Source organism: Klebsiella spallanzanii (assembly GCF_902158555.1).
Lineage (GTDB): Bacteria > Pseudomonadota > Gammaproteobacteria > Enterobacterales > Enterobacteriaceae > Klebsiella > Klebsiella spallanzanii.
Map to the genome: position 1 here is coordinate 175,394 of NZ_CABGGS010000023.1, position 24,995 is coordinate 200,388.

A 24,995-nucleotide genomic window follows, 5' to 3' on the forward strand; every position below is an offset into this window, starting at 1 on the left:
TAGGACGAATGATAATCAGAGTATGACCCGCTGTCCAGCGGGGGGAGAAAGGATGGGCCAGCAGGACGAAATACAATCAGTGCTCTTCAACGATAAAAGTCGGGCGCTACAGGTCGATATCGTGGCCGTACAATCGCAGGTGGTCTACGGTAGCGTAGGAAACAGCATTGCGATACCGGCGATAAAGCAGCATGGCCTGCGGGTGATCGCGGTGCCGACGGTGCTGTTCAGCAATACTCCGCATTATGATACGTACTATGGCGGCGTCATTCCGGAAGAGTGGTTTGTCGGTTATTTAAAGGCGCTGGAGGAGCGTGACGCGCTCCGTGAACTGCGAGCAGTGACCACCGGTTATATGGGCAGCGCGGTGCAGATTGAGCGCCTGGCGCAATGGTTGTTGCGTATTCGTGAGCACCATCCTGACCTGTGTATTCTGGTTGACCCGGTTATTGGCGACGTGGATAGCGGCATTTACGTGAAGGCCGAAATTCCTGAAGCCTATCGCACCCATTTGTTACCGCTGGCGCAGGGGATCACGCCAAATCTGTTTGAGCTGGAGACCCTAAGCGGCCTGCCTTGCCATAATCAGCAGGAGGCAATTATTGCCGCGCGCAGTTTGTTATCTGACTCACTGCAATGGGTGGTGATTACCAGCGCGCCAGGAGTGGATAACGCCTCGATTAACGTGCTGGTGGTTGGCGCGGAGTCGGTTGACGTGGTGGAACATCCGCGCGTTGAAACCGATCTTAAGGGAACGGGCGACCTTTTTTGCGCTGAGCTGGTTAGCGGACTGGTCTGCGGAATGCCGTTGAGCGTGGCGACTCATGCTGCAGCGCAGCGGGTACTGGCGGTCATGACCTGGACTGATGAACAGGGCTGCGATGAGCTTATTCTTCCGCCACAAGGGGAGGGCGCATGAAGAGCTATCGTTTAGTAGTTCGTCAGCAGGGAAGAGTCGTTGGGTATTTTGATACGACCGGTAGCGAAGCGCTGGAGGATGCCTGTGAAGTCGGGGCGCTATTTGGCGCCGTTGGAGGGTATCAATGTGATTTGCTGGTTTCTGACAGCGAGAAGCGAATTCTGGAAAGCAGCCCGGAGGGTATGAAAATACTCTCGCGGGAGAAGTGCTATCGACCCTTTAAAGCGGCGATATAAAAAAATGGCGCCCTCAGAGGCGCCATTTTTCTGCGGCAAGAATTACTTCTTGATGCGGATAACCGGAGTTTCACCCACGGTTACGCTACCGGACAGTTTGATCAGCTCTTTGATCTCGTCCATGTTGGAGATAACAACCGGAGTCAGGGTAGACTTGGCTTTTTCTTCCAGCAGCGGCAGATCGAATTCGATAACCGGGTCGCCGACTTTCACGCGTTGGCCTTCTTCAGCGATACGTTTGAAGCCTTCGCCTTTCAGTTCAACGGTATCAATACCGAAGTGAACGAACAGCTCAATGCCGCTATCAGATTCGATTGAGAACGCATGGTTGGTTTCAAAAATTTTACCGATGGTACCATCTACCGGCGCAACCATTTTGTTGCCAGTAGGTTTGATAGCAATGCCATCACCCACAATTTTCTCCGCAAAAACTACATCCGGCACGTCTTCGATGTTGACGATCTCGCCAGAGAGCGGGGCAACAATCTCAATAGTTCCGGTGTCTTTTTTGTCATCAGAAACCAGAGATTTCAATTTATCGAACAAACCCATGATCTTCTCCTAAGCAGTAATTTGGGCCGCGCATCTCGTGAATTAGCAGATTGTTTTTTCTTCAATGAACTTGTTAACCAGCGTCATTAACTCGTCCGTTGTCGGTTGAGCAAGAGCCTGCTCTGCTAATACTTTCGCATCTTCGAAGTTCGTGTTACGAATAATCTTCTTAATGCGCGGGATGGAAATGGCGCTCATAGAGAACTCGTCCAGACCCATACCCAGCAACAGAAGTGTAGCACGTTCATCGCCCGCAAGCTCACCGCACATGCCAGTCCATTTGCCTTCAGCATGAGAAGCATCAATAACTTGCTTAATCAGCGTCAGCACGGACGGGGACATTGGCTGGTAAAGATGTGAAATCATATCATTACCACGGTCAACTGCCAGAGTATACTGCGTTAAATCATTGGTACCGATACTAAAGAAATCAACTTCTTTGGCTAAGTGACGAGCAATAGTCGCTGCGGCAGGGGTTTCCACCATCACGCCAATCTCAATTGCTTCATCAAAAGCTTTACCTTCGTCGCGCAGTTCCTGTTTGTAGATTTCAATCTCTTTGCGCAGCGCGCGCACTTCTTCAACGGAGATGATCATCGGGAACATGATACGCAGTTTACCGAAAGCAGAGGCGCGCAGAATAGCGCGAACCTGGTCGCGCAGAATTTCTTTACGATCCATCGCGATACGCACGGCACGCCAGCCGAGGAACGGGTTCTCTTCTTTCGGGAAGTTCATGTACGGCAGCTCTTTGTCGCCACCGATGTCCATGGTACGAACGATAACGGCCTGTGAGCCGCACGCTTCAGCAACCGCTTTATACGCCGCAAACTGTTCTTCTTCAGTCGGCAGCGAGTCGCGGTCCATGAACAGGAATTCAGTACGATACAGACCAACGCCTTCTGCACCGTTACGCTCGGCACCTTCAACGTCGCGAACGGTACCGATGTTGGCGCAAACTTCAACCTGATGGCCATCCAGCGTAATCGCCGGGAGGTCTTTCAGCTTAGCCAGTTCCGCTTTCTCTTCAGCGACCTGAGCCTGCAGGTTACGCAGTTCTTCAATTTGTTGCTCGCTCGGGTTAACCAGAACCTGATTATTTACCGCGTCGAGGATCAGATAATCACCGTTTTTCACCTGAGTCGTTACGCTACCGGTGCCCACGATGGCTGGAAGTTCAAGGGAACGCGCCATGATAGAGGTGTGGGAAGTACGGCCGCCCGCGTCGGTGATGAAACCCAGCACCTTGTTCAGGTTCAGCTGTGCGGTTTCAGACGGGGTGAGGTCAGCAGCAACCAGGATAACTTCATCCTGAATCGCGCTCAGATCGATGATTGCCAGGCCGAGGATGTTGCGCAGCAGGCGCTTACCGATGTCGCGTACGTCAGCAGCACGCTCTTTCAGGTATTCATCATCCAGTTCTTCCAGTGCAGTCGCCTGACCTTCGATAACTTCATTGGCTGCCGCATCGGCAGTCATATGCTTATCTTTAATCAGGGCTATGATTTCCTGCTCAAGCTCCTCATCTTCAAGCAGCATGATGTGCCCTTCGAAGATGGCTTCTTTTTCTTCACCGAAAGTTTCACCAGCTTTGGTTTTGATGACCTCCAGCTGGGCGGAGGCCTTGGTGCGGCCGTTCAGAAAACGTTCAACTTCCTGATCAACCTTATCGGCAGAAATTTTCTTCCGGTCGATGACAACTTCATCTTCTTTCAGCAGGAGAGCCTTGCCAAAAGCGATACCCGGGGATGCTAAAATGCCTGAAATCATAACCCTACCTTACTTGTGACTGATATTAAAAAGAACCCGTGAACTTACTCGAGTTCAGCCATCAGTTTAACCAGATGCTCAACTGCTTTTTGCTCGTCTTCGCCTTCGGCTGAGAGAGTCACAACGGTACCCTGGGTCAGGCCCAGAGTCTGCAGTTTGAACAGGCTTTTGGCGCTGGCGCTTTTGCCGTTGGAGGTTACAGTGATCTCAGAAGTGAAGCCTTTTGCTTCTTTAACAAACTGAGCAGCAGGGCGGGTGTGCAGACCGTTCGGAGCGGTAATAGTAACTTCTTGCTGGAACATTATATTTCCCCAACTTATAGGTTTAGTGTTGTGGAACTAAAGTTTAGCCTAACGGCCAAACTTTAGCCTGTATCGTTAGCGCCGGCATCACGTGTCCGGCTCCGGCACCAGCAGCGGAGAATTGCTGTGGAAACCTTCAGGCCGTTAACGTCTACCACGTCATTAAACATTATGCCGCTAAAGGAAGACTTGAACCAAATCATAAAATCGATTCAGCTTATGGAAATCCAAATCGGAATAATTTCGCGCATCGAAATAAATGTGCTGGTTAAATACCAGACCCAACGAAGTGAATCAATGCCAGGAGGGGTAAAACTTTGACGTGCGCCACAAAAAAGCACCTGAAAAGGTGCTTTTTTACACGATATTAACAAGCTGGCATTACTGTTGCAGTTCTTTCTCTGTGAAGAGATCGGCAAACAATGCTGTGCTTAAATAGCGCTCACCTGAAGAGGGTAGGATAACCACAATATTCTTATTGGTAAAGGATTCATCTTCCTGCAGCTTGAGTGCAGCAGCAACGGCTGCGCCGGAAGAGATGCCGGCCAGAATACCTTCTTCTTCCATCAGGCGACGTGCGGTAGAAATTGCTTCTTCGTTAGTGATAGCAACCACTTTATCAACCAGTTTCAAATCCAGGTTGCCAGGAATAAAGCCTGCGCCAATCCCCTGGATTTTGTGTGGGCCGGGTTTCAGCTCTTCACCTGCCAGCGCCTGAGCGATAACCGGTGAGTCGGTAGGTTCAACAGCAACGGTAATCAGATCTTTTTTGCCTTTAGTGCCTTTGATGTAGCGGCTCACGCCGGTCAACGTACCGCCAGTACCAACGCCAGAAATAAATACGTCGACCTGACCATCGGTATCTTCCCAGATTTCCGGGCCGGTGGTTTTTTCATGAATCTCTGGGTTCGCCGGATTGCTGAACTGCTGCAGCAGGAGGAATTTTTCCGGATTGCCTGCGACAATTTCCTCGGCTTTCTGGATTGCGCCTTTCATACCTTTCGCGCCTTCAGTTAACACCAGATTGGCGCCCAGGGCCTTCAGTAACTTACGACGTTCGATGCTCATGGTCTCCGGCATCGTTAACGTCAGTTTATAGCCGCGTGCCGCTGCGACGTAGGCAAGGGCAATACCGGTGTTACCGCTGGTCGGTTCTACCAGCTCAACGCCGGGTTTTAGCACGCCGCGTTTCTCGGCATCCCAAATCATATTGGCACCGATACGGCATTTTACGCTAAAGCTCGGGTTACGAGATTCTACCTTTGCCAGGATGCGTCCGTTACCGATGCGGTTCAGTCGTACCAGCGGCGTGTGACCGATAGTCAGGGAGTTATCTTCAAAAATCTTACTCATGGCCCGTCCTTAACTGTATGAAATTTGGGAGTACGGCTCCAGCATACCCGCTTAAAGAATATGCGGAAGTAAGGATTTAGCATATCTATATTCGGAAGAGAAATAATGGTAAGCCAGAAGTAATAAGGAGTGGCATAAGCCACTCCGAAAGAGATGAAGTTACTTCCACATCGCATGTTTATCGCGATAGCAATCGACCCACATCGCCGTTGCGCCGCAAATGGCGACTGGCAGGATAACCAGGTTAAGCACCGGGATCATCGTGAACAGGCTGGTCAGGGCACCAAACTGCATATTGGTGACTTTGCGGGTTCTCAGAGCCTGACGCATGGTTTTAAACGGCACTTTATGGTTATCAAAAGGGTAGTCGCAGTACTGAATCGCCAGCATCCAGGCGCTGAACAGGAACCACAGCACGGGGGCAACGGTCTGGCCGATACCGGGGATAAAATAGAGAAGCAAAAGTACAATGGCCCGCGGGAGGTACCAGGCAAATTTTTGCCACTCACGTTTCATGATGCGCGGCACGTCTTTCACTATGCCGAAAACACCAACATCCGGAGGCGTGGCGCCAGTCAGGCGCGCTTCGAGCTGTTCGGCCAGCAGGCCGCTAAAGGGGGCGGCAATCCAGTTGGCAATAGTTGAGAAGAAATAGCCAAAGACCAACAGAATGGAAATCACCACGATTGGCCATAGCAGATAGTTAAGCCACTGCAGCCATTCAGGCACATGGCTCATAAAAGAAGGGATCCAGCTGTCGAGGCGAGTGAACAACCACCAGAATGCCCCTCCCATCAGAACAATGTTGACGAGTAAAGGGAGGAATACATATCGACGGAGCCCCGGCAACCCGATCAGTTTCCAGCCCTGCGAAAAATAGTAGACGCCACTACGCGGGGTCGTTACGGATGATGAAACCATAGTCAGGTAATGCTCCTTTTTTGACATCCAGACTGAATGCCGGGCTATTTTATCGGGTTAGCGGACAATAACCAGTTAGGAAATGTTCGAAAAAACAGCAAAAAGCACGATTTAGTTCATCTTTATGTAGTGAAAGCCCCAGACGCACTTGCACTTGATGTAATCGACAAATACTCTTAGTGAGTAAATGTTTGCCGTGGTGGCAAGGTGTTAGAACAACAGAGAATATAATGATGCAGGATTTGCGTCTGATATTAATCATTGTTGGCGCGATCGCCATAATCGCTTTACTGGTGCATGGTTTTTGGACCAGCCGTAAAGAGCGTTCCTCGATGTTCCGCGATCGCCCACTAAAACGTATGAAGTCTCGCGACGATGAAGCGTCGGAAGGCGATGACTTTGATGACGATGTTGAAGGCGTTGGTGAAGTCCGGGTTCATCGGACCAATCATGCGCCGAATGGCGTTAATGGGGAGCATGAAGCACCTCATCAGGCGCCGCAACACCAGTATCAGCCTCCTTATGAGCGTCAGGCGCAACCGCAGCCTGTGCGTCAGGAAGAGCCTGTTCGTGCGCCGCATCAGCAGCCTGTTCACACTCAGGCTCCGGTTCAGCAACCGCATCATGCCGCGCCGATACAGCAACCGGTGCCGCCGCAACAACCACCGCAGCCTCAGCAACCCGCTCAGCATGTGCAGCAGCCAGTTCAGCATGCACAGCAGCCAGTTCAACAACCCGCTTCGGCTCCGCAGCCGCAGCCGGCTCCTGAGCCTCAGGCACCTGAACCGCAGCAGGCAGCGCCGCAACCTAAAGAGCGTAAAGAGACGGTTATTGTGATGAACGTTGCTGCGCACCATGGCTCACAGCTCAATGGCGAGCTGTTAATCAACAGTATCCAGCAGGCGGGCTTCAAATTTGGTGATATGAATATCTTCCATCGCCACCTCAGCCCGGACGGCAGCGGCCAGGTACTCTTCAGCCTGGCGAATATGGTTAAACCCGGCACCTTCAATCCGGACAGCATGGCGGATATGATGACGCCAGGGGTGACTATTTTTATGCAGGTCCCGTCCTTTGGCGATGAACTGCAAAACTTTAAGCTGATGCTGCAATCCGCGCAGTACATCGCCGATGAAGTCGGCGGCGTGGTGCTGGACGACCAGCGTCGTATGATGACGCCGCAAAAATTGCGTGAATACCAGGACCGCATTCGTGAAGTGAAAGAGGCTAACGCCTGATTCATCTTCTTGCGTTTCATCTAATTATCCTGAACCCCCGCCCGTCGGGGGTTTTTTATCATTGATGGTGTGATATGGAATCGAACGAACAAAAACTGACTGAACTGCGAACCACGCTTCGCCATCATGAATATCTGTACCACGTCATGGATATGCCTGAAATTCCTGATGCTGAATACGATCGGTTGATGCGTGAATTACGTGAACTGGAAGCTCAACATCCTGAACTGATTACGCCTGATTCGCCCACTCAGCGCGTGGGTGCCGCACCGCTAGCTTCATTTAGCCAGGTTCGACATGAAGTTCCGATGCTGTCGTTGGATAACGTTTTCGACGAGGAGAGCTTCCTCGCGTTTAATAAGCGCGTCCAGGATCGCCTGAAAAATACCGATGACCTGACATACTGTTGTGAGCTCAAACTGGATGGGCTGGCGGTCAGTATCTTGTATGAGAACGGTGTGCTGGTACAGGCGGCGACCCGCGGCGATGGAACGACGGGGGAAGATATCACTTCCAACGTACGTACCATTCGCGCTATCCCCCTGAAGCTGCGCGGTGATGATATTCCGCAACGACTGGAGGTCCGCGGAGAGGTGTTTCTCCCTCAGGCTGGATTCGAAAAAATCAATGAAGAGGCGCGGCGAACCGGTGGGAAAGTGTTTGCTAACCCGCGCAACGCGGCTGCAGGCTCCTTACGCCAGCTCGATCCGCGGATTACTGCGAAGCGACCACTTACTTTCTTTTGCTACGGTGTAGGGGTGCTGGAGGGCGGTGAGCTGCCTGCGAGTCATTCAGCGCGTTTACAGCAGTTTAAGGCCTGGGGATTGCCGGTCAGCGAGCGCGTAAAACTCTGTCATACGCCAGAGGAAGTGCTCACTTACTATCGCAAGGTTGAAGAAGACCGTCCGAAGCTGGGTTTTGATATCGACGGTGTCGTTATCAAAGTCGATTCTCTGGCGCTACAGGAGCAGCTTGGTTTTGTGGCCCGTGCGCCGCGTTGGGCTGTGGCGTTTAAATTCCCTGCACAAGAACAGATGACCTTTGTGCGTGATGTTGAGTTTCAGGTTGGACGGACGGGAGCCATCACACCAGTTGCGCGTCTGGAGCCGGTGCACGTAGCCGGGGTGCTGGTCAGTAATGCGACGCTGCATAACGCAGATGAAATCGATCGTCTGGGGCTGAGAATTGGCGATAAGGTGGTCATTCGCCGTGCTGGAGATGTTATTCCTCAGGTGGTGAATGTGGTTCTCTCGGAACGTCCGGAAGAGACGCGAGAAATCGTATTCCCCACACATTGTCCGGTGTGTCATTCCGATGTCGAACGCGTGGAAGGCGAAGTGGTGACGCGCTGTACCGGCGGTTTGATTTGCGGTGCGCAGCGTAAAGAAGCGCTCAAGCATTTTGTCTCCCGCCGCGCCTTAGATGTCGAGGGTATGGGGGATAAAATCATCGATCAGCTTGTTGAAAAAGAGTATGTACATACGCCAGCCGATCTCTTCCTGCTCACGCCGGGTAAACTGACCGGGCTGGACCGCATGGGGCCGAAATCAGCGCAGAATGTGGTGGATGCACTGGAAAAATCCAAAGAAACGACCTTTGCCCGTTTCCTTTATGCATTAGGGATCCGCGAAGTAGGCGAAGCCACGGCAGCAGGTTTGGCGGCCCACTTTGGTACCATTGAGGCGCTGGAGCAGGCATCGATTGACGATCTGCAAAAAGTGCCTGATGTCGGGATTGTTGTCGCCACGCACGTGCGCAATTTCTTTGCCGAAGAGAGCAACCGCGAAGTGATTGCTCAGTTGCGCAAAGAGGGGGTCCGCTGGCCTGCGCCGGTAGTGGTTAATGCCGAAGAGATTGATAGCCCATTTGCCGGGAAAACGGTGGTTCTGACCGGTAGCCTGAGCCAGCTCTCGCGCGATGACGCGAAAGCGCAGCTGGTGGCGCTGGGGGCGAAGGTTGCAGGCAGCGTGTCAAAGAAAACCGATCTGGTCATAGCCGGGGAAGCTGCGGGTTCTAAACTGGCCAAAGCGCAGGAGCTGGGGATAATGGTGATTGATGAAGCCGAAATGGTGCGCCTGCTCGGAGAATCACGTGGATAAAGACCAACTTATTGAAATTGCCAATACGGAAATGCCGTTTGGCAAATACAAAGGGCGTTGTTTAATTGATGTGCCGGAAGAGTATTTGCTGTGGTTTGCCCGTAAAGATCAATTTCCCGCAGGGCATCTTGGCGAGCTGATGGCGTTAACCTTGTTGATTCAAACTGAGGGGCTGACCAGTTTGGTTCAGCCCCTGAAGCGCCCGCGTTAAGCTTTGGAGGCGCGGGTTTTTTCTTGCGCCTGTAACGCGTCGGCCTGGCGTTTGTAGCGCCGAGCCAGAACCGCACACACCATGAGCTGAATCTGATGGAAGATCATCAGCGGCAGCACCATGATCCCCAGTATTGAGGTCGGGAAGAGAATGTTGGCCATCGGAATTCCGTTTGCCAGACTCTTTTTCGATCCGCAGAAGACAATCGTAATCTCATCCGCTTTATTGAACCCGCACTTGCGCGCCACAAAGACGTTAATCGCAATAACAATCGCCAGCAGCACAAGGCTGACAACGACGATAAACAGCAGCGAACCGACACCGACTTTGTGCCATATGCCGTTAACGACCGCTTCGCTGAACGCTGAGTAAACTACCAGCAGGATAGAGGTCTGGTCGGTTTTAGAGATCCATTTTTTACGTTTCGCCACCCAATCGCCAATCCACGGACGAGAAAGGTGCCCCAGCACAAACGGCAATAGAAGCTGCAGCATGATCTTGCCAACCTGCTCCAGACTCCCGCCTGCGCCGTGCAGATTCATCAGCAGGCCGACCAGCAATGGCGAAATAAAAATACCCAACAGGCTTGATGCCGAAGCCGAACATACCGCCGCCGCTACGTTGCCGCCCGCCAGCGAAGTAAACGCGATTGCGGACTGGACGGTGGCGGGCAGAATGCAGAGGTAAATAAAGCCGGTGTACAGCGCCGGATCGACGTTAATGGGCGCCCACCAGGCGAACAGCACGCCAAGAACGGGAAAGACGATAAAGGTGCTGCACATTACCCAAAGATGCAAACGCCAGTGGCTTCCCCCGGCAACGATGGCCTCACGAGAAAGTTTTGCGCCGTGCATAAAGAACAGCAGGGCGATGGCAGCGGTGGTTAGATGCTCAAAGAAGGGGACAAATGCGCCGCGAGCGGGAAAAAAAGAAGCCAGCAGGACGACGGTGACTAAGGTCAGAGTAAATGGATCAAGAATGCGGAAAAATTTCATAAACGCTCCTGAAAATCGATGCCGCTATTGTGCTTTCTTTAGTTTGAGAAATAAAATCGATTTATTGCATCTATTCATGAAAAAAAGAGATGAATTACTCGCTACGTCAGTTGAAGGTGTTTGTGACCGTTGCTCGGGTCAAAAGTTTTAGCCGGGCAGGAGAGAGTATTGGCCTTAGCCAGTCGGCGGTGAGCCATAGCGTTAAAGAGCTGGAACACCAAACCGGCGTGCGTTTGCTTGACCGGACGACGCGGGAAGTCGTGCTCACGGAAGCCGGACAGCAGCTGGCGGCCAGGCTTGAGCGCCTGCTGGACGAATTGAACAGCACGTTGCTTGAAGCAGGACGCGTCGGGCAGCAGCTTATGGGAACCGTTCGGGTGGCGGCAAGTCAGACCATTTCTGCTCACCTTATCCCCCAGTGCATTGCCTACAGCAACTGGCGCTATCCGGATATCGACTTCGTTCTGCACGATCGCCCTCAACGGTGGGTACTGGAGAGTATCCGCCAGGGGGAAGTGGATTTCGGTATTGTTATCGATCCCGGAGCCGCTACCGATTTACAGTGTGAGACGGTTCTTGCTGAGCCTTTTCTGCTGCTTTGTCGTGGCGATCATCCTTTTGCCAGACAGGACTCGGTGAGCTGGCAGGAGCTACAGCATCAGCGGCTGGTGTTACAGGATTATGCTTCTGGCAGCCGTCCGCTTATTGATGCTGCGCTTTCGGGGTTTTCCGTTTCTGCCAATATTGTGCAGGAAATAGGCCATCCAGCAACGCTATTTCCGATGGTTGAGTCAGGGATAGGTATTAGTATCCTGCCTGCATTAGCGCTGCCGCTCCCTCAGGGAAGCCGTCTACAGGTGAAACGGCTTACCCCGGTGGTGGAACGCCAGTTGATGCTGGCACGACGTAAAAATCGCTCGTTATCTACGGCAGCAGAGGCGCTGTGGGAGGTTGTGCGACATCAAGCCAGGCAATTGACCTCTTTGCGCGAGCATGATCCCTTGTATCAGTTATGAATCAATAGTTTTTTGATATTGAACGTCCGGGAAAACTGTATTGGTAATCGATTGCGTACCGTCGTTATAACAGCATGGTACCCATTCAATTTATCCATTCTTCAGTTTTTAAGGACATCTTATGAGTCACTCTCTTTTCTCACAGAACCCCTGGTATAGCGCAGATATTATTCGCGGCTATAAGCCTGACTTCACGCCACGAGTCGCCTTTATTCTTGGTTCTGGCCTTGGGGCGTTAGCGGAACAAATTGAAGATGCAGTAGCGATTTCATACGAGAAGTTGCCAGGCTTCCCGGTCAGTACTGTGCATGGCCATGCGGGGGAGCTGGTACTTGGAAATCTAGCCGGCGTTCCCGTAGCCTGTATGAAAGGGCGCGGCCACTTCTATGAAGGACGGGGAATGACCGTGATGACCGACGCCATCCGGACGCTAAAGCTGTTGGGATGTGAACTGCTGTTTTGCACTAACGCGGCCGGGTCTTTACGCCCTGAGGTTGGCCCGGGGAGCCTGGTGGCGCTAAGCGATCATATTAATACCATGCCGGGTACGCCAATGGTTGGTCTGAATGATGAACGCTTCGGCGAACGCTTCTTTTCTCTGGCGAATGCCTATGATGCGGATTATCGAGCCGTACTGCAGACCGTTGCGAAAGAAGGGGGCTTTCCGCTTACTGAGGGCGTGTTTGTTTCTTATCCCGGGCCGAACTTTGAAACGGCAGCGGAGATTCGCATGATGCAGATTATCGGCGGTGATGTGGTAGGAATGTCCGTAGTACCGGAGGTGATTACCGCCCGCCATTGTGGGCTTAAAGTGGTGGCTGTTTCCGCCATCACCAATCTGGCTGAAGGGCTCGGTGATGTGAAATTATCTCACGCGCAAACCCTGGCTGCGGCCGAACTCTCCCGACAGAATTTTATCAACCTGATCTGCGGCTTCTTACGCAAACTGGCCTGAACAAATAATAAAAATTGACCCCGCTCGCGGGGTCTTACTTTAATGGCAAGGAACGGAAAAATGGGTATCGCCTCTCGCTTAAAACTCATGTCGTTTTTGCAATATTTTATCTGGGGAAGCTGGCTGGTTACCCTGGGTTCTTACATGATAAACACATTGCATTTCACTGGTGCAAACGTTGGGATGGTTTATAGCTCCAAAGGGTTGGCGGCCATTATTATGCCCGGCATTATGGGGATTATCGCCGATAAATGGCTGCGTGCAGAACGGGCCTACATGCTCTGCCACCTGGCCTGCGCGGGAATACTTCTTTACGCGACAACCGTTACCGATCCGGATACGATGTTCTGGGTGATGCTGATAAATGCAATGGCCTATATGCCGACCATTTCGTTATCTAACAGCGTCTCCTACTCTTGTCTGGCGCAATCTGGTCAGGATCCGGCGACCGCGTTTCCACCTATTCGCGTATTTGGCACGATTGGTTTTATTGTCGCCATGTGGACAGTGAGCCTGATGGGGCTGGAACTGAGCAGCGCACAGCTGTACATCGCTTCTGGCGCTTCGTTATTACTGGCGATGTATGCGTTTACGCTACCGAAAATTCCGGTTGCCGAGAAAAAAGCCACTGCAACGCTTGCCAGCAAGCTGGGGCTGGATGCATTCGTGTTGTTTAAAAATCCGCGGATGGCTATTTTCTTTCTGTTTGCGATGATGTTGGGAGCGGTATTGCAAATTACCAACGTCTTCGGTAACCCCTTCCTGCACGATTTTGCCCGCAACCCAGAGTTTGCCGATAGCTTTGTGGTGAAGTATCCCTCTATTTTGCTGTCGGTTTCGCAGATGGCGGAAGTCGGCTTTATTCTTACCATCCCGTTCTTTCTTAAACGCTTTGGCATTAAAACGGTGATGTTGATGAGTATGCTGGCGTGGACGCTACGCTTTGGCTTTTTTGCCTTTGGCGATCCGTCTCCGTTTGGTTTTGTTCTGCTGCTGATGTCGATGATTGTCTACGGCTGCGCATTCGACTTCTTTAATATTTCTGGGTCGGTATTTGTTGAGCAGGAAGTTAGCTCGAATATTCGCGCCAGCGCACAAGGGCTGTTTATGACCATGGTCAACGGCGTCGGGGCGTGGGTTGGTTCGATCTTGAGCGGCATGGCGGTGGACTATTTCTCTATTGATGGCGTGAAGGATTGGCAGACTATCTGGCTGGTGTTCGCAGCCTATTCATTGATGCTGGCGGTTATTTTTGCGTTGTTCTTCAGGTATAAGCATGAGCCTGAGAACCAGCTGAAGAAAGAGCTGGCACACTAACGCAGCCCAATGGCGGGGTTTATGCCCCCGCCGTTTCATTTTCTATGATGCAATGTGATAACTTTGCGCATTATCCTTCACGTCAGGAGCGCATAACACATGGAACGCACGCATCGTATCGATCTGAAGTTATTGCGCTATTTCCTGGCTGTCGCAGAAGAGCTGCATTTTGGGCGTGCAGCTGCCCGCCTGAATATGTCGCAGCCTCCGTTAAGTATGCATGTCAAAGAACTTGAACAGCAGCTCGGTACGCTGTTGTTTATTCGCCATTCCCGCAGCGTGGCGTTGACCCATGCAGGGAAAATTCTAATGGAAGAGTCCCGTCGTCTGCTTTCGAGTGCTAATCAGGCTCTGGCGCGAGTGGAGCAGATTGGCCGGGGAGAAGCGGGGCGGGTAGAGTTGGGGGTGATAGGAACGGCAATGTGGGGGAAAATGCGCCCGGTGATGCGTCGTTTTTTGAAAGAGAACCCTAACGTCGAAGTGCTTTTCAGAGAGAATATGCCCGCGATGCAGATGGCGATGCTGGAGCGACGAGAGCTGGATGCCGGAGTCTGGCGGATGGCAATAGAACCTTCTCCTGGATTTACCAGCCTGCGTTTGCATGAGTCCTCTTTTTTAGTTGCGATGCCGGAAGAGCATGCGCTTTCCGTTCGTGAACATATACCGCTTGAAGCGCTACGTAACGAATACTTTGTCACCATGCCCTCAATACATACCGACTGGACGTTTTTGCAACGCGTTTGCCAGAGTGCCGGATTTTCGCCGATGATCGTTCGTGAAGTGATGGAGCCACAAACGGTTCTGGCGATGGTCAGTATGGGGATTGGTATTACGCTAATAGCGGATAGCTATGCACAGATGACATGGCCTGGCGTTGTTTTTCGTCCGTTGGAGGAGCGAATACCCGCCGATTTGTATATTGTATATGACCAACAGCAGGCGACGCCTGCGCTGACAAAGCTGGTGGAAGCGTTGACGGGGTAATTATTGGCTCAGGATTATATATTGCAGATAGCAAAAAAGCGCCTTTAGGGCGCTTTTTTACATTGGTGGGTCGTGCAGGATTCGAACCTGCGACCAATTGATTAAAAGTCAACTGCTCTACCAACTGAGCTAACGACCCGAAGTGGTGGGTGATGACGGGATCGAACCGCCGACCCCCTCCTTGTAAGGGAGGTGCTCTCCCAGCTGAGCTAATCACCCACTTCGGTACTTCATTTTACTGCAAGAAATCCAGCTGGCGAGAAAGTGGTGGGTGATGACGGGATCGAACCGCCGACCCCCTCCTTGTAAGGGAGGTGCTCTCCCAGCTGAGCTAATCACCCACTTCTCAATTTCTTGCTACACGGCGGAGACTACGTAAAGTAGTTGGTGGGTGATGACGGGTTCGAACCGCCGACCCCCTCCTTGTAAGGGAGGTGCTCTCCCAGCTGAGCTAATCACCCCCGCTGTGTGGAGTCGCATTATAGGGAGAGTTGAAAATGAGTCAACGCCTTTTCTAAATAATTTGTTTGTTCGTCGTAAAATTAAACAAAACGATCGCAATGTCATCTATGGAGCATGATTTATAAACAAAAAGGGCAAAGCGTGACGTTGAAACACCAACAACATTGAGGAATCAGCTTACAGTGTTAGAATAATCGTTTGTAAAATCTAACGAACACTGCCGCCTGCCGGCATCTTTATCAAACGTAAGGCCAATTCATGAAAATCAAAACTCGCTTCGCGCCAAGCCCAACAGGCTATTTGCACGTTGGCGGTGCGCGTACTGCTCTCTATTCCTGGCTTTTTGCACGTAACCACGGCGGTGAGTTTGTGCTGCGTATTGAAGACACCGATCTCGAGCGCTCCACGCCGGAGGCCATTGAAGCCATTATGGATGGGATGAACTGGCTGAGCCTGGAATGGGATGAAGGTCCGTACTTCCAGACCAAGCGGTTTGATCGCTACAACGCCGTGATTGATGAAATGCTGGAGGCGGGCACCGCTTATAAATGCTATTGCTCCAAAGAGCGTCTGGAAGCGCTGCGCGAAGAGCAGATGGCTAAAGGTGAGAAGCCGCGCTACGACGGGCGTTGCCGCCATGGTCACGAACATCACGCCGATGATGAACCTTGCGTGGTACGTTTTGCCAACCCAGAAGGCGGTTCCGTTATTTTTGACGATCAGATCCGCGGTCCTATTGAATTCAGCAACCAGGAGCTGGACGATCTGATTATCCGTCGTACCGACGGTTCCCCGACCTACAACTTTTGCGTAGTTGTTGATGACTGGGATATGGAAATCACCCACGTTATCCGTGGCGAAGACCATATCAACAATACTCCGCGACAGATTAACATCCTGAAAGCGCTGAACGCTCCGGTGCCGGTTTATGCCCATGTCTCTATGATCAATGGCGATGACGGTAAAAAACTCTCCAAGCGTCACGGTGCTGTAAGCGTCATGCAGTATCGCGATGACGGCTACCTGCCGGAAGCGCTGCTGAACTACCTGGTGCGTCTGGGATGGTCCAGCGGCGACCAGGAGATTTTCTCTCGTGAAGAGATGATTAAACTGTTTAGCCTGGGTGCGGTGAGCAAATCTGCCAGTGCGTTCAACACGGAAAAACTGCAGTGGCTGAACCATCACTACATTAATTCACTGGCGCCGGAATACGTGGCAACGCATTTACAGTGGCACATTGAGCAGGAAAATATCGATACCCGTAACGGCCCGCAGCTGGCTGAGCTGGTGAAACTGCTGGGTGAGCGCTGCAAAACACTGAAAGAGATGGCGGCAAGCTGCCGTTATTTCTATGAAGACTTTGCCGAATTTGATGCCGATGCAGCGAAAAAACATCTGCGTCCGGTTGCTCGTCAGCCGCTCGAAGTGGTGCGCGACAAACTCACTGCCATTAGTGACTGGACGGCAGAGAACGTTCACCATGCGATTCAGGCGACAGCAGATGAACTGGAAGTTGGAATGGGTAAAGTGGGCATGCCGCTGCGCGTAGCCGTGACTGGCGCAGGCCAGTCTCCTGCGCTTGATGTGACCGTGCATGCGATTGGCAAATCACGCAGCGTCGAACGTATCAACAAAGCGCTGGTTTTTATTGCCGAGCGTGAGAGTCAATAATCCTGATTTAGATGACAGATATAGTAAAACGGCGGGATATTCCCGCCGTTTTTTTAACTATTCTCAGCATCATTAATACCAAGCCGGGACAGAAATCCGCTGATCCCCTCGCGTGCCAGAAGATCCCGTAGATGCAATTGCTCTGTTGGGGTCATCAGATGCAGCGTCTCGACAATCTGGCGCCAGATGGTATCAGCGTCATTCACAAAGTAATTAACTGGCTGTTCCGCCAGCTGATTATCAATAGTCAGATGCCGTAATGCCGGGATATTTGCCAGAAAATCGATAACTGATTTGTCGATAACGATCAGACGAGCTCGACCGCCTTTGACGCCGGGTATGGCTTCGGTTCGCCATTTTTGCTCTCTGGCCCAGCGGTTAATCGTTTGCCGAGCGAGGCTAAGGCATTCAGCGAGCTCCGCTGGAGTCATTTTATCTTTGAGTTTCATCATGATTTTACTGGTCGCGTATTCCCAGCCGATTGAGTAGTCCGGTGATCCCTTCGCGTAGCAGCAGCGACATAAACAGCTTTTGCTCGCCCGGCGTCATCTCTTTACACAGTGTGAGCAGCAGAGATTCAAGATCGTTATCGGTTGCAGAATAGGGGACAGGGTTTTCGGCCACGCGCTGTGCGCTGCGAATAAACTCGCGAACTTGCTCATTAACATGTACGAGTCGCGCTTTGCCGCCCTGTACGCCGGGTCGTGGGGACGTTTGCCATCCCTCTTTACGTACCCATTTGTTAATCGTTTGCCGACTGAAGCCAGTCAGATGCGCTATTTCTTCAGGTGTCATTCGTTCCTTGAGCATACTATTTCCTGAGTAAATATGTGGGAATTAGTTGCACATGTTATAGCATCCTTTTAGAGGAAAGGGTGACATGTTTAGCTTCTGGCTGCGATAAGGCTCGCAATGTCAGCCGTTTGCCTGCTTTTTCAGCGATAAAATGACAGGGATTGATTTTGCCGTTGACACCTGGCGAAGGAATTCATATTATGCCGCCCGTCAACACGACACGCTTTACGTTACGGGGCTATAGCTCAGCTGGGAGAGCGCTTGCATGGCATGCAAGAGGTCAGCGGTTCGATCCCGCTTAGCTCCACCAAAACCTGCACCCATCAGGTTTGGTTCGTAAAGAGGTCCTGTGGGGCTATAGCTCAGCTGGGAGAGCGCTTGCATGGCATGCAAGAGGTCAGCGGTTCGATCCCGCTTAGCTCCACCAAATTATGAACCCTCGCTACGGCGGGGGTTTTTTTTTACGCGGGAAATGTAAAGCATTCTTTGAATAAGTCAGTAAATCTCCACTTTAAGTAATTTCAGATTTTTTCACGATTTAAAATCTTGCCTTGCCATTATTAAGAGACATAATATTTGTCGCCTAAATATATTTTTGCAGCAGGAGTTTTAATTAACAATAATGATTGATCATCTTAACATTAAGATCAAAAAAACTCTGCTGGCTTTATTGGTCTGCTTTATCGCTATTCCTTTATCCAGATTTATTTCTCCGCAAACCATCATTGATGGAAATCAAATTTATCTGGCATGGCTGCCGATGAGCTTGATGTATTCTGTGCTTTTTATTTTTGGCCGCTATGCCGTTGCTCCGTTGATTATCGCGTTTGCGATTACCAATACCTGGATAATAGATCTGACGCTGGCGCAGTCGGCTATCCTGCTATTTTGTCAGCTTTTCTCGGTTTTTGTTTCCTGCGCTATTGTTCGCGTCCAGCTAGGCAGGCGTTGGCGTGCCGGGTTGACGGCAAGACATATGGGCGTGAGGATTTTTTGGGGAGGGTTTTTCGCACCGATCCTGTTGAAGGTCACGATGCACCTGGCCGGGCGTTTTTTTTCTTTTCCGCTGGCGATTTCCAGTTATTTCGGCACGATGTCAGTTATCTATACTATTATCGATATCCAAAGTCTGATTAGCGCAGCATTAATTTTTACGACATTCTTTTATTATCCATTGCGGATGATAATCAGTCCGCGATATGGGCGATTATTTTGGCGTAATCATTGTCAACCATGGCTGACTGGTGAGCATCGAGTATTTACGTTGTATTGGTTTTTGGCCCTGACAGCAATATTACTGGTGCTGTGTACGCCCTATGATTCTGATTTTATTGCAGGTTATTTAGTTCCTCTTATATTTATTTTGTACTTTATTGGTATTAGCCGCCTTGGACATACGTTGATTCGCATTTCATGGTCCGTTTCAGCCTTTTTGCTCGTGGCGTATAACCGAAATTTCTTACATGGGGTACAAACTGAATATTCACTATCATTTGTCCTTTCTGTGCTGATCTCTTTTACTATCTGTTTGTTTTACATGGCAGATATTTATGCGCGTAGTGAAAGAATGAAGCTTAGATGGCGAGATCAGGCAGAGGAAGATCCGCTAACTGGTTTACCGAATTTACGCGCCCTGGAGAGCCACCTTCAGCGCAACCCCGCCGTTGCTCTCAGCAGTCTGAGGATTCAGAATCTGGATTTTCTCAGCCGCCATTATGGCATGATGATGAGGGTGGAGAGCAAACGGCAGATTGTCCGTAAGCTACAGCCGTTACTGGCTCAGGGAGAGCGAATTTTTCAGCTTCCCGGAAGCGAGCTCTTGCTGGTGCTGAATAGCCCGGAGACAGAAGCACGTTTAAATCACATTGTTTCAACGCTTAATCATAAAAAGTTCAGTTGGCATAACCAAGCGCTGGATCTGGAATTTGGCGCATCGTGGAGCCGCTACGGCGGTATGGAGTCGGAGCTTCATCCGATGCTTGGTCAGCTTAGCTGGCTATCGGAGCAGGCCGGTGCGGCTCGCCGTGTATTCGCACTGGATGCGGCGCAAGAGCAAATTTCCGACCACACAGTCGAGCAGGTACGATTACTGGCACAGGTTAAGCAGGCGCTTAACGAGCGTGGGCTAGTGCTGTATGCCCAGCCTATTCAGGATGCCTCAGGAGAAGGGTACTATGAGGTACTTAGCCGTATGCGCTGCGGTGAGAGTATCATTATGCCCGACCGGTTTATTCCGTTGATTGTGCAGTTTAACCTGAGCCAGCGTTTTGATATGCAGGTACTGGAAACGCTGTTTAGCAGGCTTAATCACCATCCAGGCAAGCATTTCTCCGTGAATCTACTGCCCTATACGCTAATGCAAAATGACAGCGCGGCACAAATTATCTCGCTATTCAAACGCTATAATCTGTCGCCAGAGACGATAACTATTGAAGTGACTGAAGAGCAGGCGTTTTCCGATATTGAAACCAGTATGCATAATATACAGTTGCTCAGACATTTCGGCTGTTCCATTGCTATTGATGACTTCGGTACCGGATATGCCAACTACGAGCGTCTGAAAAGTTTACAGGCTGATGTTGTAAAAATTGACGGCTGCTTCGTGCGTGATATCGAGACCGATCCGCTGGATGCCATTATGGTCAAATCCATCATTGAAATGGCGAAGGTTAAGAAGATGAAGGTAGTGGCGGAATACGTTGAAACGCCTGAGCAGCGGGAAAAGCTTCTGCAACTAGGCGTCGATTATTTACAGGGCTATCTGATTGGTAAGCCGCAGCCGTTAAGTGAACTACAGACGTAAAAAAGCCGGGACTTGCCCGGCTTTCGCAATATAGATGAAGATTACAACACTAACGCAGCGATAGATGCAGAGAGCACGCTCACCAGCGTAGAGCCGTAAAGCAGCTTCAGCCCGAAGCGGGAAACCACGTTACCCTGCTCTTCATTCAACCCTTTAATTGCGCCGGCAATGATACCGATTGAGGAGAAGTTGGCGAAGGAAACCAGGAAGATAGAGATGATACCTTCCGCGCGCGGAGAGAGGGTAGAGGCCACTTTCTGCAGATCCATCATGGCAACGAATTCGTTAGAAACCAGTTTGGTGGCCATAATACTTCCCACCTGCAGCGCTTCGCCTGCGGGTACGCCCATGATCCATGCAACCGGATAGAAGATATAGCCAAGAATTCCCTGGAAGGAGATGCTGTGGCCGAACCAGCCGGTGACGGTGGCAAACAGGGCGTTGAGCGCAGAAATCAGCGCGATAAAACCGATTAGCATCGCGGCAACGATGATCGCCACTTTAAAGCCCGCCAGGATATATTCACCCAGCATCTCGAAGAAACTTTGGCCTTCATGCAGGTTGGACATCTGCAGATTTTCTTCGCTTTCATCAACGCGGTACGGGTTAATCAGCGACAGGACGATAAAGGTACTGAACATGTTGAGCACCAGCGCGGCAACAACATATTTCGGCTGCAGCATGGTCATGTACGCGCCCACGATAGACATGGATACGGTAGACATCGCCGTTGCAGCCATGGTGTACATACGGTTGCGGGACATTTTGCCGAGAATATCTTTATAAGCGATAAAGTTTTCGGACTGGCCCAGAATCAGCGAGCTGACTGCGTTAAAGGATTCCAGTTTGCCCATGCCGTTGATTTTGGACAGAACGGTACCGATAGCGCGAATGACGACAGGCAGAATACGGATATGCTGCAAGATACCGATCAATGCAGAGATGAATACGATCGGGCACAGCACTTTCAGGAAGAAGAAAGCCAGGCCTTTGTCGTTCATGCTGCCGAAGACGAAGTCTGTCCCCTCATTGGCGAAACCGAGGAGTTTTTCGAACATCTCGGAGAAGCCCTTTACGAAACCCAGACCAATGTCAGAGTTCAAGAAGAACCAGGCCAGCAAAACTTCAATGACAAGCAGTTGAATAACATAACGAATACGAATCTGCTTACGGTTGTGGCTAGCCAACAGGGCCAGAATAGCAACCACTACGATCGCGAGAATAAAGTGCAAGACGCGGTCCATATTTGCTCCAAATATGAGGCAGGTTAAATTTCTGTGCACATTCTATGTAACAGGAACAAAGAAAACGAGAGCTAGAACACACTATTGCAAGGATGTGTGACTAATGACAAAAATAGTGATCAAGCATGCATTTTTGTTATGTTACGTAAAGGTTTTAAAAGTTGCATCGTTGTACTATTCTGATGACTGAATAAAGTAAGCTATCAGTCCCCGGTTTTTAGTAACCGACCCGCTATCGTTCCCTTCTATCACAGCAATCATTATCACCTTTCCAAATGAACTTGATAATCATTCGCATTTTGATAGCATGAAACATAGCAAAGGCTATATTTCAGAGGCAGAAAATGACAAGCAGTCGCGTTGAGAATAGCAGCGGTCGCGCAGCGCGCAAGATTAGGCTCGCCTTGATGGGACCTGCGTTCATTGCTGCCATTGGTTATATCGACCCGGGGAACTTCGCGACCAACATTCAGGCCGGGGCCAGTTTTGGCTATCAACTGCTGTGGGTGGTGGTATGGGCTAACCTGATGGCGATGCTGATTCAGGTTATGTCGGCGAAACTGGGCATTGCTACCGGTAAAAATCTGGCTGAGCAAATTCGTGACCACTACCCGCGCCCGGTAGTGTGGTTTTACTGGGTACAGGCTGAAATCATCGCAATGGCGACCGACCTTGCCGAGTTTATTGGCGCTGCTATCGGATTTAAGCTGGTGCTTGGGGTGTCGTTGCTTCAGGGAGCTGTACTGACGGGGATTGCGACTTTCCTGATCCTGATGCTTCAGCGCCGCGGCCAAAAGCCGCTGGAAAAAGCGATCGGTGGGCTGTTGCTGTTTGTTGCTGCGGCGTATGTCGTCGAGCTTATCTTCTCCCAGCCTGCGCTGGCGCCGTTGGCAAAAGGGATGCTCGTACCGTCTTTGCCAACCAGCGAGGCGGTATTCCTTGCCGCCGGGGTGCTGGGGGCGACTATTATGCCGCACGTTATCTATCTACACTCTTCGTTGACCCAGCATCTGCACGGCGGAACGCGTAAAGAACGCTATAACGCTACGCGCTGGGATGTCGCGATTGCGATGACCATTGCCGGTTTTGTTAACCTGGCAATGATGGCGACTGCCGCAGCGGCTTTTCATTTCAATGGTCATACCGGGATTGCCGATCTCGATCAGGCTTATTTGACGCTGGAGCCGCTGTTGAGCCACGCGGCAGCCACTATTTTTGGCCTGAGCCTTGTGGCTGCCGGTTTGTCATCCACCGTCGTGGGGACCCTGGCGGGGCAGGTCGTGATGCAGGGCTTTATTCGCTTTCATATACCGCTCTGGTTTCGTCGGGCTATCACCATGCTACCGTCGTTTATTGTCATCTTGATGGGGTTGGATCCAACGCGCATTCTGGTTATGAGTCAGGTCTTGCTCAGTTTCGGTATAGCCCTTGCGCTGGTGCCGCTGCTTATCTTCACCAGTAATGCGCAGTTGATGGGGGATTTGGTTAACGCTCGCTGGGTAAAACAGCTGGGGTGGGTGATTGTCGCGATTGTTGTGGTTCTTAACGGCTGGCTAATTGTCGGAACGATATTCAGTTAGTCATAATATAAAAGGGGAGCCGTTTGGCTCCCCTGGTGATTAATGGTGCCCGTGACCATGCCCGCGTCCGCCAGGACCACGTCCCCAGCCGCCGCGTCGGTCATCGCGATCGTTCCAGCCTTCACGATAACCGCGCTCGTAGGCTTTGCGCTTGTCCCAGCCGCGATGCCAGCCGTTGTCATGGCGACGCCAGCGGTTGTCGCGCCATTCATAGTTTTTGCGCCAGTAATCACGGTCGCGCCAGCCGCCGCCGTCCCAGTAGTTACCGTAGTTGTCGCGATCGCCAATTTGTAATTTTATTGATGGCAACAGGGTGATTTCACCAGCATTCGCGACCAATGGCGCTGAAGCCAGTAGCACTGCAGCCAGAATCAGTGACCTGAACATACTCTTCTCCTTCACGATCGGGGCCGTTGTCGGCCTGTTAACCTGATATTACGGGGCGGTAAAGCCCCGTCGCATCGGAGGAACTCCTAAATCGCAAGTGAGAGCACTTTTTGCTAAAGTAAAAAAGAATTTACACCGCAAGGATAGCGTCGATGGTTGCACGTTCTTCGGCGTTAAAATGGCGATTTTCCAGCATGCCAACCGCATCATCAAGCTGCGAGGTTTTGCTGGCGCCAATCAGTACCGAAGTCACTTTCTCTTCGCGCAGTACCCAGGCCAGCGCCATCTGCGAGAGTTTTTGTCCGCGGGATTCGGCCAGCGTATCCAACTGACGAATCTTCTCCAGCTTGGCTTTGGTAAGCTGATCTGGCTGCAGAAATTGACTGCCGCTGGCGGCACGGGAGTCCGCCGGGATGCCATGCAGATAACGGTTAGTTAACTGCCCGCCAGCAAGTGGTGAAAACGCTATACTTCCTACCCCCGCAGTTTGCAGGAACTCCAGCAATCCACCCTCGACCCAGCGTTCAAACATCGAATATTTGGGCTGATGAATCAGGCATGGCGTACCGAGATCGTTGAGGATGCTGACCGCCTCCCGGGCCTGTTCAAGCGGATAGTTGGATAACCCGACGTACAGCGCCTTGCCCTGTCGAACGATGTGGTCCAGCGCGCGCATGGTTTCCAGCAGCGGCGTTTCAGGGTCAGGACGGTGGTGGTAGAAAATATCGACATAGTCCAGGCCCATCCGTTTAAGGCTTTGGTCGAGGCTGGCAATCAGATACTTGCGTGAGCCCCAATCACCGTAAGGCCCGTCCCACATGGTGTAACCGGCTTTACTTGAGATGATTAACTCGTCGCGATAGGGTAAAAAATCTTCCTTCAGGATGCGGCCAAAATTACTTTCTGCTGATCCTGGCGGCGGCCCGTAGTTGTTGGCCAAATCGAAATGGGTGATGCCGAGATCGAATGCGTGGCGTAGTAGCTGACGGCTGGTTTCCACCAGCGTCTCGTCACCAAAATTGTGCCAAAGCCCAAGCGAAATCGCCGGTAGCTTTAATCCGCTATGGCCACAGCGGCGGTATTCCATCGTTTGATATCGCGTGGCGCTTGCCTGGTAAACCATATACTTCCTCCGCAGATAAAACAGGGTGTGTATACGTTTACACTAAAGAATGTTGGACGCCG

General features: G+C 51.3%; 24 protein-coding genes and 6 tRNA genes. 15 read left to right on the forward strand and 15 right to left on the reverse strand.

The features are described 5' to 3' along the window. Positions 1-52: 52 nt before the first annotated feature. Positions 53-919, forward strand: a complete 867-nt coding sequence (gene pdxK, locus FN082_RS15880) for a pyridoxine/pyridoxal/pyridoxamine kinase (RefSeq protein ID WP_142462668.1) — start codon at positions 53-55, stop codon at positions 917-919. Further along, positions 916-1,155 carry a cytoplasmic protein gene (locus FN082_RS15885; protein ID WP_142462667.1) on the forward strand — a complete coding sequence of 80 codons (240 nt, stop codon included), beginning with the start codon at positions 916-918 and terminating at the stop codon, positions 1,153-1,155. The genes pdxK and FN082_RS15885 overlap by 4 nt, the downstream gene beginning before the upstream one ends. Before the next feature lie 42 nt (positions 1,156-1,197). On the opposite strand, the gene crr is transcribed toward FN082_RS15885, so the two are convergent. From crr to cysZ, 5 genes are all read right to left on the reverse strand, one after another. Beyond that, positions 1,198-1,707, reverse strand: a complete 510-nt coding sequence (gene crr / locus FN082_RS15890) for a PTS glucose transporter subunit IIA (RefSeq protein WP_000522253.1) — start codon at positions 1,705-1,707, stop codon at positions 1,198-1,200. A 42-nt stretch (positions 1,708-1,749) separates the two neighbouring features. After that, complete coding sequence (gene ptsI, locus FN082_RS15895) at positions 1,750-3,477, reverse strand: phosphoenolpyruvate-protein phosphotransferase PtsI (protein ID WP_139536698.1); 1,728 nt, start codon at positions 3,475-3,477, stop codon at positions 1,750-1,752. Positions 3,478-3,521: 44 nt separating this feature from the next. After that, positions 3,522-3,779, reverse strand: coding sequence for a phosphocarrier protein Hpr (gene ptsH, locus FN082_RS15900; protein ID WP_002913505.1), 258 nt, complete (start codon positions 3,777-3,779; stop codon positions 3,522-3,524). A 381-nt stretch (positions 3,780-4,160) separates the two neighbouring features. Next, on the reverse strand, positions 4,161-5,132 hold the full coding sequence (gene cysK / locus FN082_RS15910; RefSeq protein WP_139536697.1) for a cysteine synthase A: 972 nt from the start codon (positions 5,130-5,132) through the stop codon (positions 4,161-4,163). 159 nt (positions 5,133-5,291) lie between these two features. After that, positions 5,292-6,053, reverse strand: a complete 762-nt coding sequence (cysZ, locus tag FN082_RS15920) for a sulfate transporter CysZ (RefSeq protein WP_142981911.1) — start codon at positions 6,051-6,053, stop codon at positions 5,292-5,294. Between the two features lie 230 nt (positions 6,054-6,283). Here cysZ and zipA point away from each other — a divergent pair, with 230 nt between their 5' ends. The 3 genes from zipA to FN082_RS15935 all read left to right on the forward strand — a co-directional run bounded on the left by zipA (position 6,284) and on the right by FN082_RS15935 (position 9,601). Further along, a complete protein-coding gene (zipA, locus tag FN082_RS15925) occupies positions 6,284-7,291 on the forward strand; it encodes a cell division protein ZipA (RefSeq protein ID WP_185931865.1) in 1,008 nt (335 codons plus the stop codon). A 74-nt stretch (positions 7,292-7,365) separates the two neighbouring features. Continuing rightward, a complete protein-coding gene (ligA, locus tag FN082_RS15930) occupies positions 7,366-9,390 on the forward strand; it encodes an NAD-dependent DNA ligase LigA (protein WP_139536695.1) in 2,025 nt (674 codons plus the stop codon). Continuing rightward, complete coding sequence (locus tag FN082_RS15935; RefSeq protein ID WP_139536694.1) at positions 9,383-9,601, forward strand: DUF3820 family protein; 219 nt, start codon at positions 9,383-9,385, stop codon at positions 9,599-9,601. Before ligA ends, FN082_RS15935 begins: the two co-directional genes overlap by 8 nt. Here FN082_RS15935 and FN082_RS15940 read toward each other — a convergent pair. Then, on the reverse strand, positions 9,598-10,596 hold the full coding sequence (locus tag FN082_RS15940; RefSeq protein WP_142981912.1) for a bile acid:sodium symporter family protein: 999 nt from the start codon (positions 10,594-10,596) through the stop codon (positions 9,598-9,600). The two genes, FN082_RS15935 and FN082_RS15940, sit on opposite strands and share 4 nt — an antisense overlap. Positions 10,597-10,685: 89 nt before the next feature. On the opposite strand from FN082_RS15940, the gene FN082_RS15945 reads away from it, so the two are divergent. The 4 genes from FN082_RS15945 to FN082_RS15960 all read left to right on the forward strand — a co-directional run bounded on the left by FN082_RS15945 (position 10,686) and on the right by FN082_RS15960 (position 14,868). Then, on the forward strand, positions 10,686-11,612 hold the full coding sequence (locus FN082_RS15945; protein WP_139536692.1) for a LysR family transcriptional regulator: 927 nt from the start codon (positions 10,686-10,688) through the stop codon (positions 11,610-11,612). 121 nt (positions 11,613-11,733) lie between these two features. Beyond that, the gene (xapA, locus tag FN082_RS15950; RefSeq protein WP_142981913.1) at positions 11,734-12,567 is read left to right on the forward strand and encodes a xanthosine phosphorylase; all 834 of its coding nucleotides are present in this window, start codon (positions 11,734-11,736) and stop codon (positions 12,565-12,567) included. 60 nt (positions 12,568-12,627) lie between these two features. After that, complete coding sequence (locus tag FN082_RS15955; protein WP_142981914.1) at positions 12,628-13,884, forward strand: nucleoside permease; 1,257 nt, start codon at positions 12,628-12,630, stop codon at positions 13,882-13,884. Between the two features lie 99 nt (positions 13,885-13,983). Next, positions 13,984-14,868 carry a LysR family transcriptional regulator gene (locus tag FN082_RS15960; RefSeq protein ID WP_139536689.1) on the forward strand — a complete coding sequence of 295 codons (885 nt, stop codon included), beginning with the start codon at positions 13,984-13,986 and terminating at the stop codon, positions 14,866-14,868. 63 nt (positions 14,869-14,931) lie between these two features. Here FN082_RS15960 and FN082_RS15965 read toward each other — a convergent pair. From FN082_RS15965 to FN082_RS15980, 4 genes are all read right to left on the reverse strand, one after another. Beyond that, positions 14,932-15,007, reverse strand: a tRNA-Lys gene (locus tag FN082_RS15965). 4 nt (positions 15,008-15,011) lie between these two features. After that, positions 15,012-15,087: transfer RNA gene (locus FN082_RS15970), tRNA-Val, on the reverse strand. 46 nt (positions 15,088-15,133) lie between these two features. Continuing rightward, a tRNA-Val gene (locus FN082_RS15975) sits at positions 15,134-15,209 on the reverse strand. 44 nt (positions 15,210-15,253) lie between these two features. Then, positions 15,254-15,329 (reverse strand) — tRNA-Val (locus FN082_RS15980). Positions 15,330-15,588: 259 nt separating this feature from the next. On the opposite strand from FN082_RS15980, the gene gltX reads away from it, so the two are divergent. Next, entirely contained in the window at positions 15,589-17,001 is a 1,413-nt protein-coding gene (gene gltX / locus FN082_RS15985) for a glutamate--tRNA ligase (RefSeq protein WP_139536688.1), read from the forward strand. Between the two features lie 53 nt (positions 17,002-17,054). On the opposite strand, the gene FN082_RS15990 is transcribed toward gltX, so the two are convergent. After that, positions 17,055-17,453: a YfeC-like transcriptional regulator gene (locus FN082_RS15990; RefSeq protein ID WP_139536687.1), complete on the reverse strand. Its 399-nt coding sequence runs from the start codon at positions 17,451-17,453 to the stop codon at positions 17,055-17,057. Positions 17,454-17,457: 4 nt separating this feature from the next. Then, positions 17,458-17,811: a YfeC-like transcriptional regulator gene (locus FN082_RS15995; protein WP_139536686.1), complete on the reverse strand. Its 354-nt coding sequence runs from the start codon at positions 17,809-17,811 to the stop codon at positions 17,458-17,460. A 219-nt stretch (positions 17,812-18,030) separates the two neighbouring features. Between FN082_RS15995 and FN082_RS16000 the strand changes: the two genes are divergently transcribed. From FN082_RS16000 to FN082_RS16010, 3 genes are all read left to right on the forward strand, one after another. Continuing rightward, positions 18,031-18,106 (forward strand) — tRNA-Ala (locus FN082_RS16000). A 41-nt stretch (positions 18,107-18,147) separates the two neighbouring features. Further along, positions 18,148-18,223, forward strand: a tRNA-Ala gene (locus FN082_RS16005). Positions 18,224-18,418: 195 nt separating this feature from the next. Continuing rightward, positions 18,419-20,599 carry an EAL domain-containing protein gene (locus FN082_RS16010; protein ID WP_142981915.1) on the forward strand — a complete coding sequence of 727 codons (2,181 nt, stop codon included), beginning with the start codon at positions 18,419-18,421 and terminating at the stop codon, positions 20,597-20,599. Positions 20,600-20,640: 41 nt separating this feature from the next. On the opposite strand, the gene FN082_RS16015 is transcribed toward FN082_RS16010, so the two are convergent. Next, positions 20,641-21,843, reverse strand: a complete 1,203-nt coding sequence (locus FN082_RS16015) for a NupC/NupG family nucleoside CNT transporter (protein WP_139536685.1) — start codon at positions 21,841-21,843, stop codon at positions 20,641-20,643. Between the two features lie 307 nt (positions 21,844-22,150). On the opposite strand from FN082_RS16015, the gene FN082_RS30565 reads away from it, so the two are divergent. After that, positions 22,151-22,207 (forward strand): hypothetical protein, encoded by a 57-nt coding sequence (locus FN082_RS30565; RefSeq protein WP_420805094.1) that lies wholly within the window; start codon positions 22,151-22,153, stop codon positions 22,205-22,207. Continuing rightward, positions 22,188-23,423 (forward strand): Nramp family divalent metal transporter, encoded by a 1,236-nt coding sequence (locus FN082_RS16020; protein ID WP_139536684.1) that lies wholly within the window; start codon positions 22,188-22,190, stop codon positions 23,421-23,423. Before FN082_RS30565 ends, FN082_RS16020 begins: the two co-directional genes overlap by 20 nt. A gap of 39 nt (positions 23,424-23,462) precedes the next feature. On the opposite strand, the gene FN082_RS16025 is transcribed toward FN082_RS16020, so the two are convergent. Both FN082_RS16025 and mgrA read right to left on the reverse strand, forming a co-directional pair. Further along, on the reverse strand, positions 23,463-23,810 hold the full coding sequence (locus FN082_RS16025) for a DUF2502 domain-containing protein (RefSeq protein WP_142462034.1): 348 nt from the start codon (positions 23,808-23,810) through the stop codon (positions 23,463-23,465). A 130-nt stretch (positions 23,811-23,940) separates the two neighbouring features. Further along, the gene (gene mgrA, locus FN082_RS16030; RefSeq protein WP_139536682.1) at positions 23,941-24,933 is read right to left on the reverse strand and encodes an L-glyceraldehyde 3-phosphate reductase; all 993 of its coding nucleotides are present in this window, start codon (positions 24,931-24,933) and stop codon (positions 23,941-23,943) included. Positions 24,934-24,995: the final 62 nt, after the last annotated feature.

Excerpts from the sequence above, each read along its gene's own strand:
- FN082_RS15995 (WP_139536686.1), bottom strand. The coding sequence starts at position 17,811 with ATGCTCAAGGAACGAATGACACCTGAAGAAATAGCGCATCTGACTGGC.
- FN082_RS16025 (WP_142462034.1), bottom strand. The coding sequence starts at position 23,810 with ATGTTCAGGTCACTGATTCTGGCTGCAGTGCTACTGGCTTCAGCGCCA.
- ptsH (WP_002913505.1), bottom strand. The coding sequence starts at position 3,779 with ATGTTCCAGCAAGAAGTTACTATTACCGCTCCGAACGGTCTGCACACC.
- mgrA (WP_139536682.1), bottom strand. The coding sequence starts at position 24,933 with ATGGTTTACCAGGCAAGCGCCACGCGATATCAAACGATGGAATACCGC.
- FN082_RS16020 (WP_139536684.1), top strand. The coding sequence starts at position 22,188 with ATGACAAGCAGTCGCGTTGAGAATAGCAGCGGTCGCGCAGCGCGCAAG.
- FN082_RS16010 (WP_142981915.1), top strand. The coding sequence starts at position 18,419 with ATGATTGATCATCTTAACATTAAGATCAAAAAAACTCTGCTGGCTTTA.
- gltX (WP_139536688.1), top strand. The coding sequence starts at position 15,589 with ATGAAAATCAAAACTCGCTTCGCGCCAAGCCCAACAGGCTATTTGCAC.
- ligA (WP_139536695.1), top strand. The coding sequence starts at position 7,366 with ATGGAATCGAACGAACAAAAACTGACTGAACTGCGAACCACGCTTCGC.
- ptsI (WP_139536698.1), bottom strand. The coding sequence starts at position 3,477 with ATGATTTCAGGCATTTTAGCATCCCCGGGTATCGCTTTTGGCAAGGCT.
- xapA (WP_142981913.1), top strand. The coding sequence starts at position 11,734 with ATGAGTCACTCTCTTTTCTCACAGAACCCCTGGTATAGCGCAGATATT.
- FN082_RS15955 (WP_142981914.1), top strand. The coding sequence starts at position 12,628 with ATGGGTATCGCCTCTCGCTTAAAACTCATGTCGTTTTTGCAATATTTT.
- FN082_RS16015 (WP_139536685.1), bottom strand. The coding sequence starts at position 21,843 with ATGGACCGCGTCTTGCACTTTATTCTCGCGATCGTAGTGGTTGCTATT.
- pdxK (WP_142462668.1), top strand. The coding sequence starts at position 53 with ATGGGCCAGCAGGACGAAATACAATCAGTGCTCTTCAACGATAAAAGT.
- crr (WP_000522253.1), bottom strand. The coding sequence starts at position 1,707 with ATGGGTTTGTTCGATAAATTGAAATCTCTGGTTTCTGATGACAAAAAA.
- zipA (WP_185931865.1), top strand. The coding sequence starts at position 6,284 with ATGATGCAGGATTTGCGTCTGATATTAATCATTGTTGGCGCGATCGCC.
- cysZ (WP_142981911.1), bottom strand. The coding sequence starts at position 6,053 with ATGGTTTCATCATCCGTAACGACCCCGCGTAGTGGCGTCTACTATTTT.
- FN082_RS15960 (WP_139536689.1), top strand. The coding sequence starts at position 13,984 with ATGGAACGCACGCATCGTATCGATCTGAAGTTATTGCGCTATTTCCTG.
- cysK (WP_139536697.1), bottom strand. The coding sequence starts at position 5,132 with ATGAGTAAGATTTTTGAAGATAACTCCCTGACTATCGGTCACACGCCG.
- FN082_RS15940 (WP_142981912.1), bottom strand. The coding sequence starts at position 10,596 with ATGAAATTTTTCCGCATTCTTGATCCATTTACTCTGACCTTAGTCACC.
- FN082_RS15990 (WP_139536687.1), bottom strand. The coding sequence starts at position 17,453 with ATGATGAAACTCAAAGATAAAATGACTCCAGCGGAGCTCGCTGAATGC.
- FN082_RS15885 (WP_142462667.1), top strand. The coding sequence starts at position 916 with ATGAAGAGCTATCGTTTAGTAGTTCGTCAGCAGGGAAGAGTCGTTGGG.
- FN082_RS15945 (WP_139536692.1), top strand. The coding sequence starts at position 10,686 with ATGAATTACTCGCTACGTCAGTTGAAGGTGTTTGTGACCGTTGCTCGG.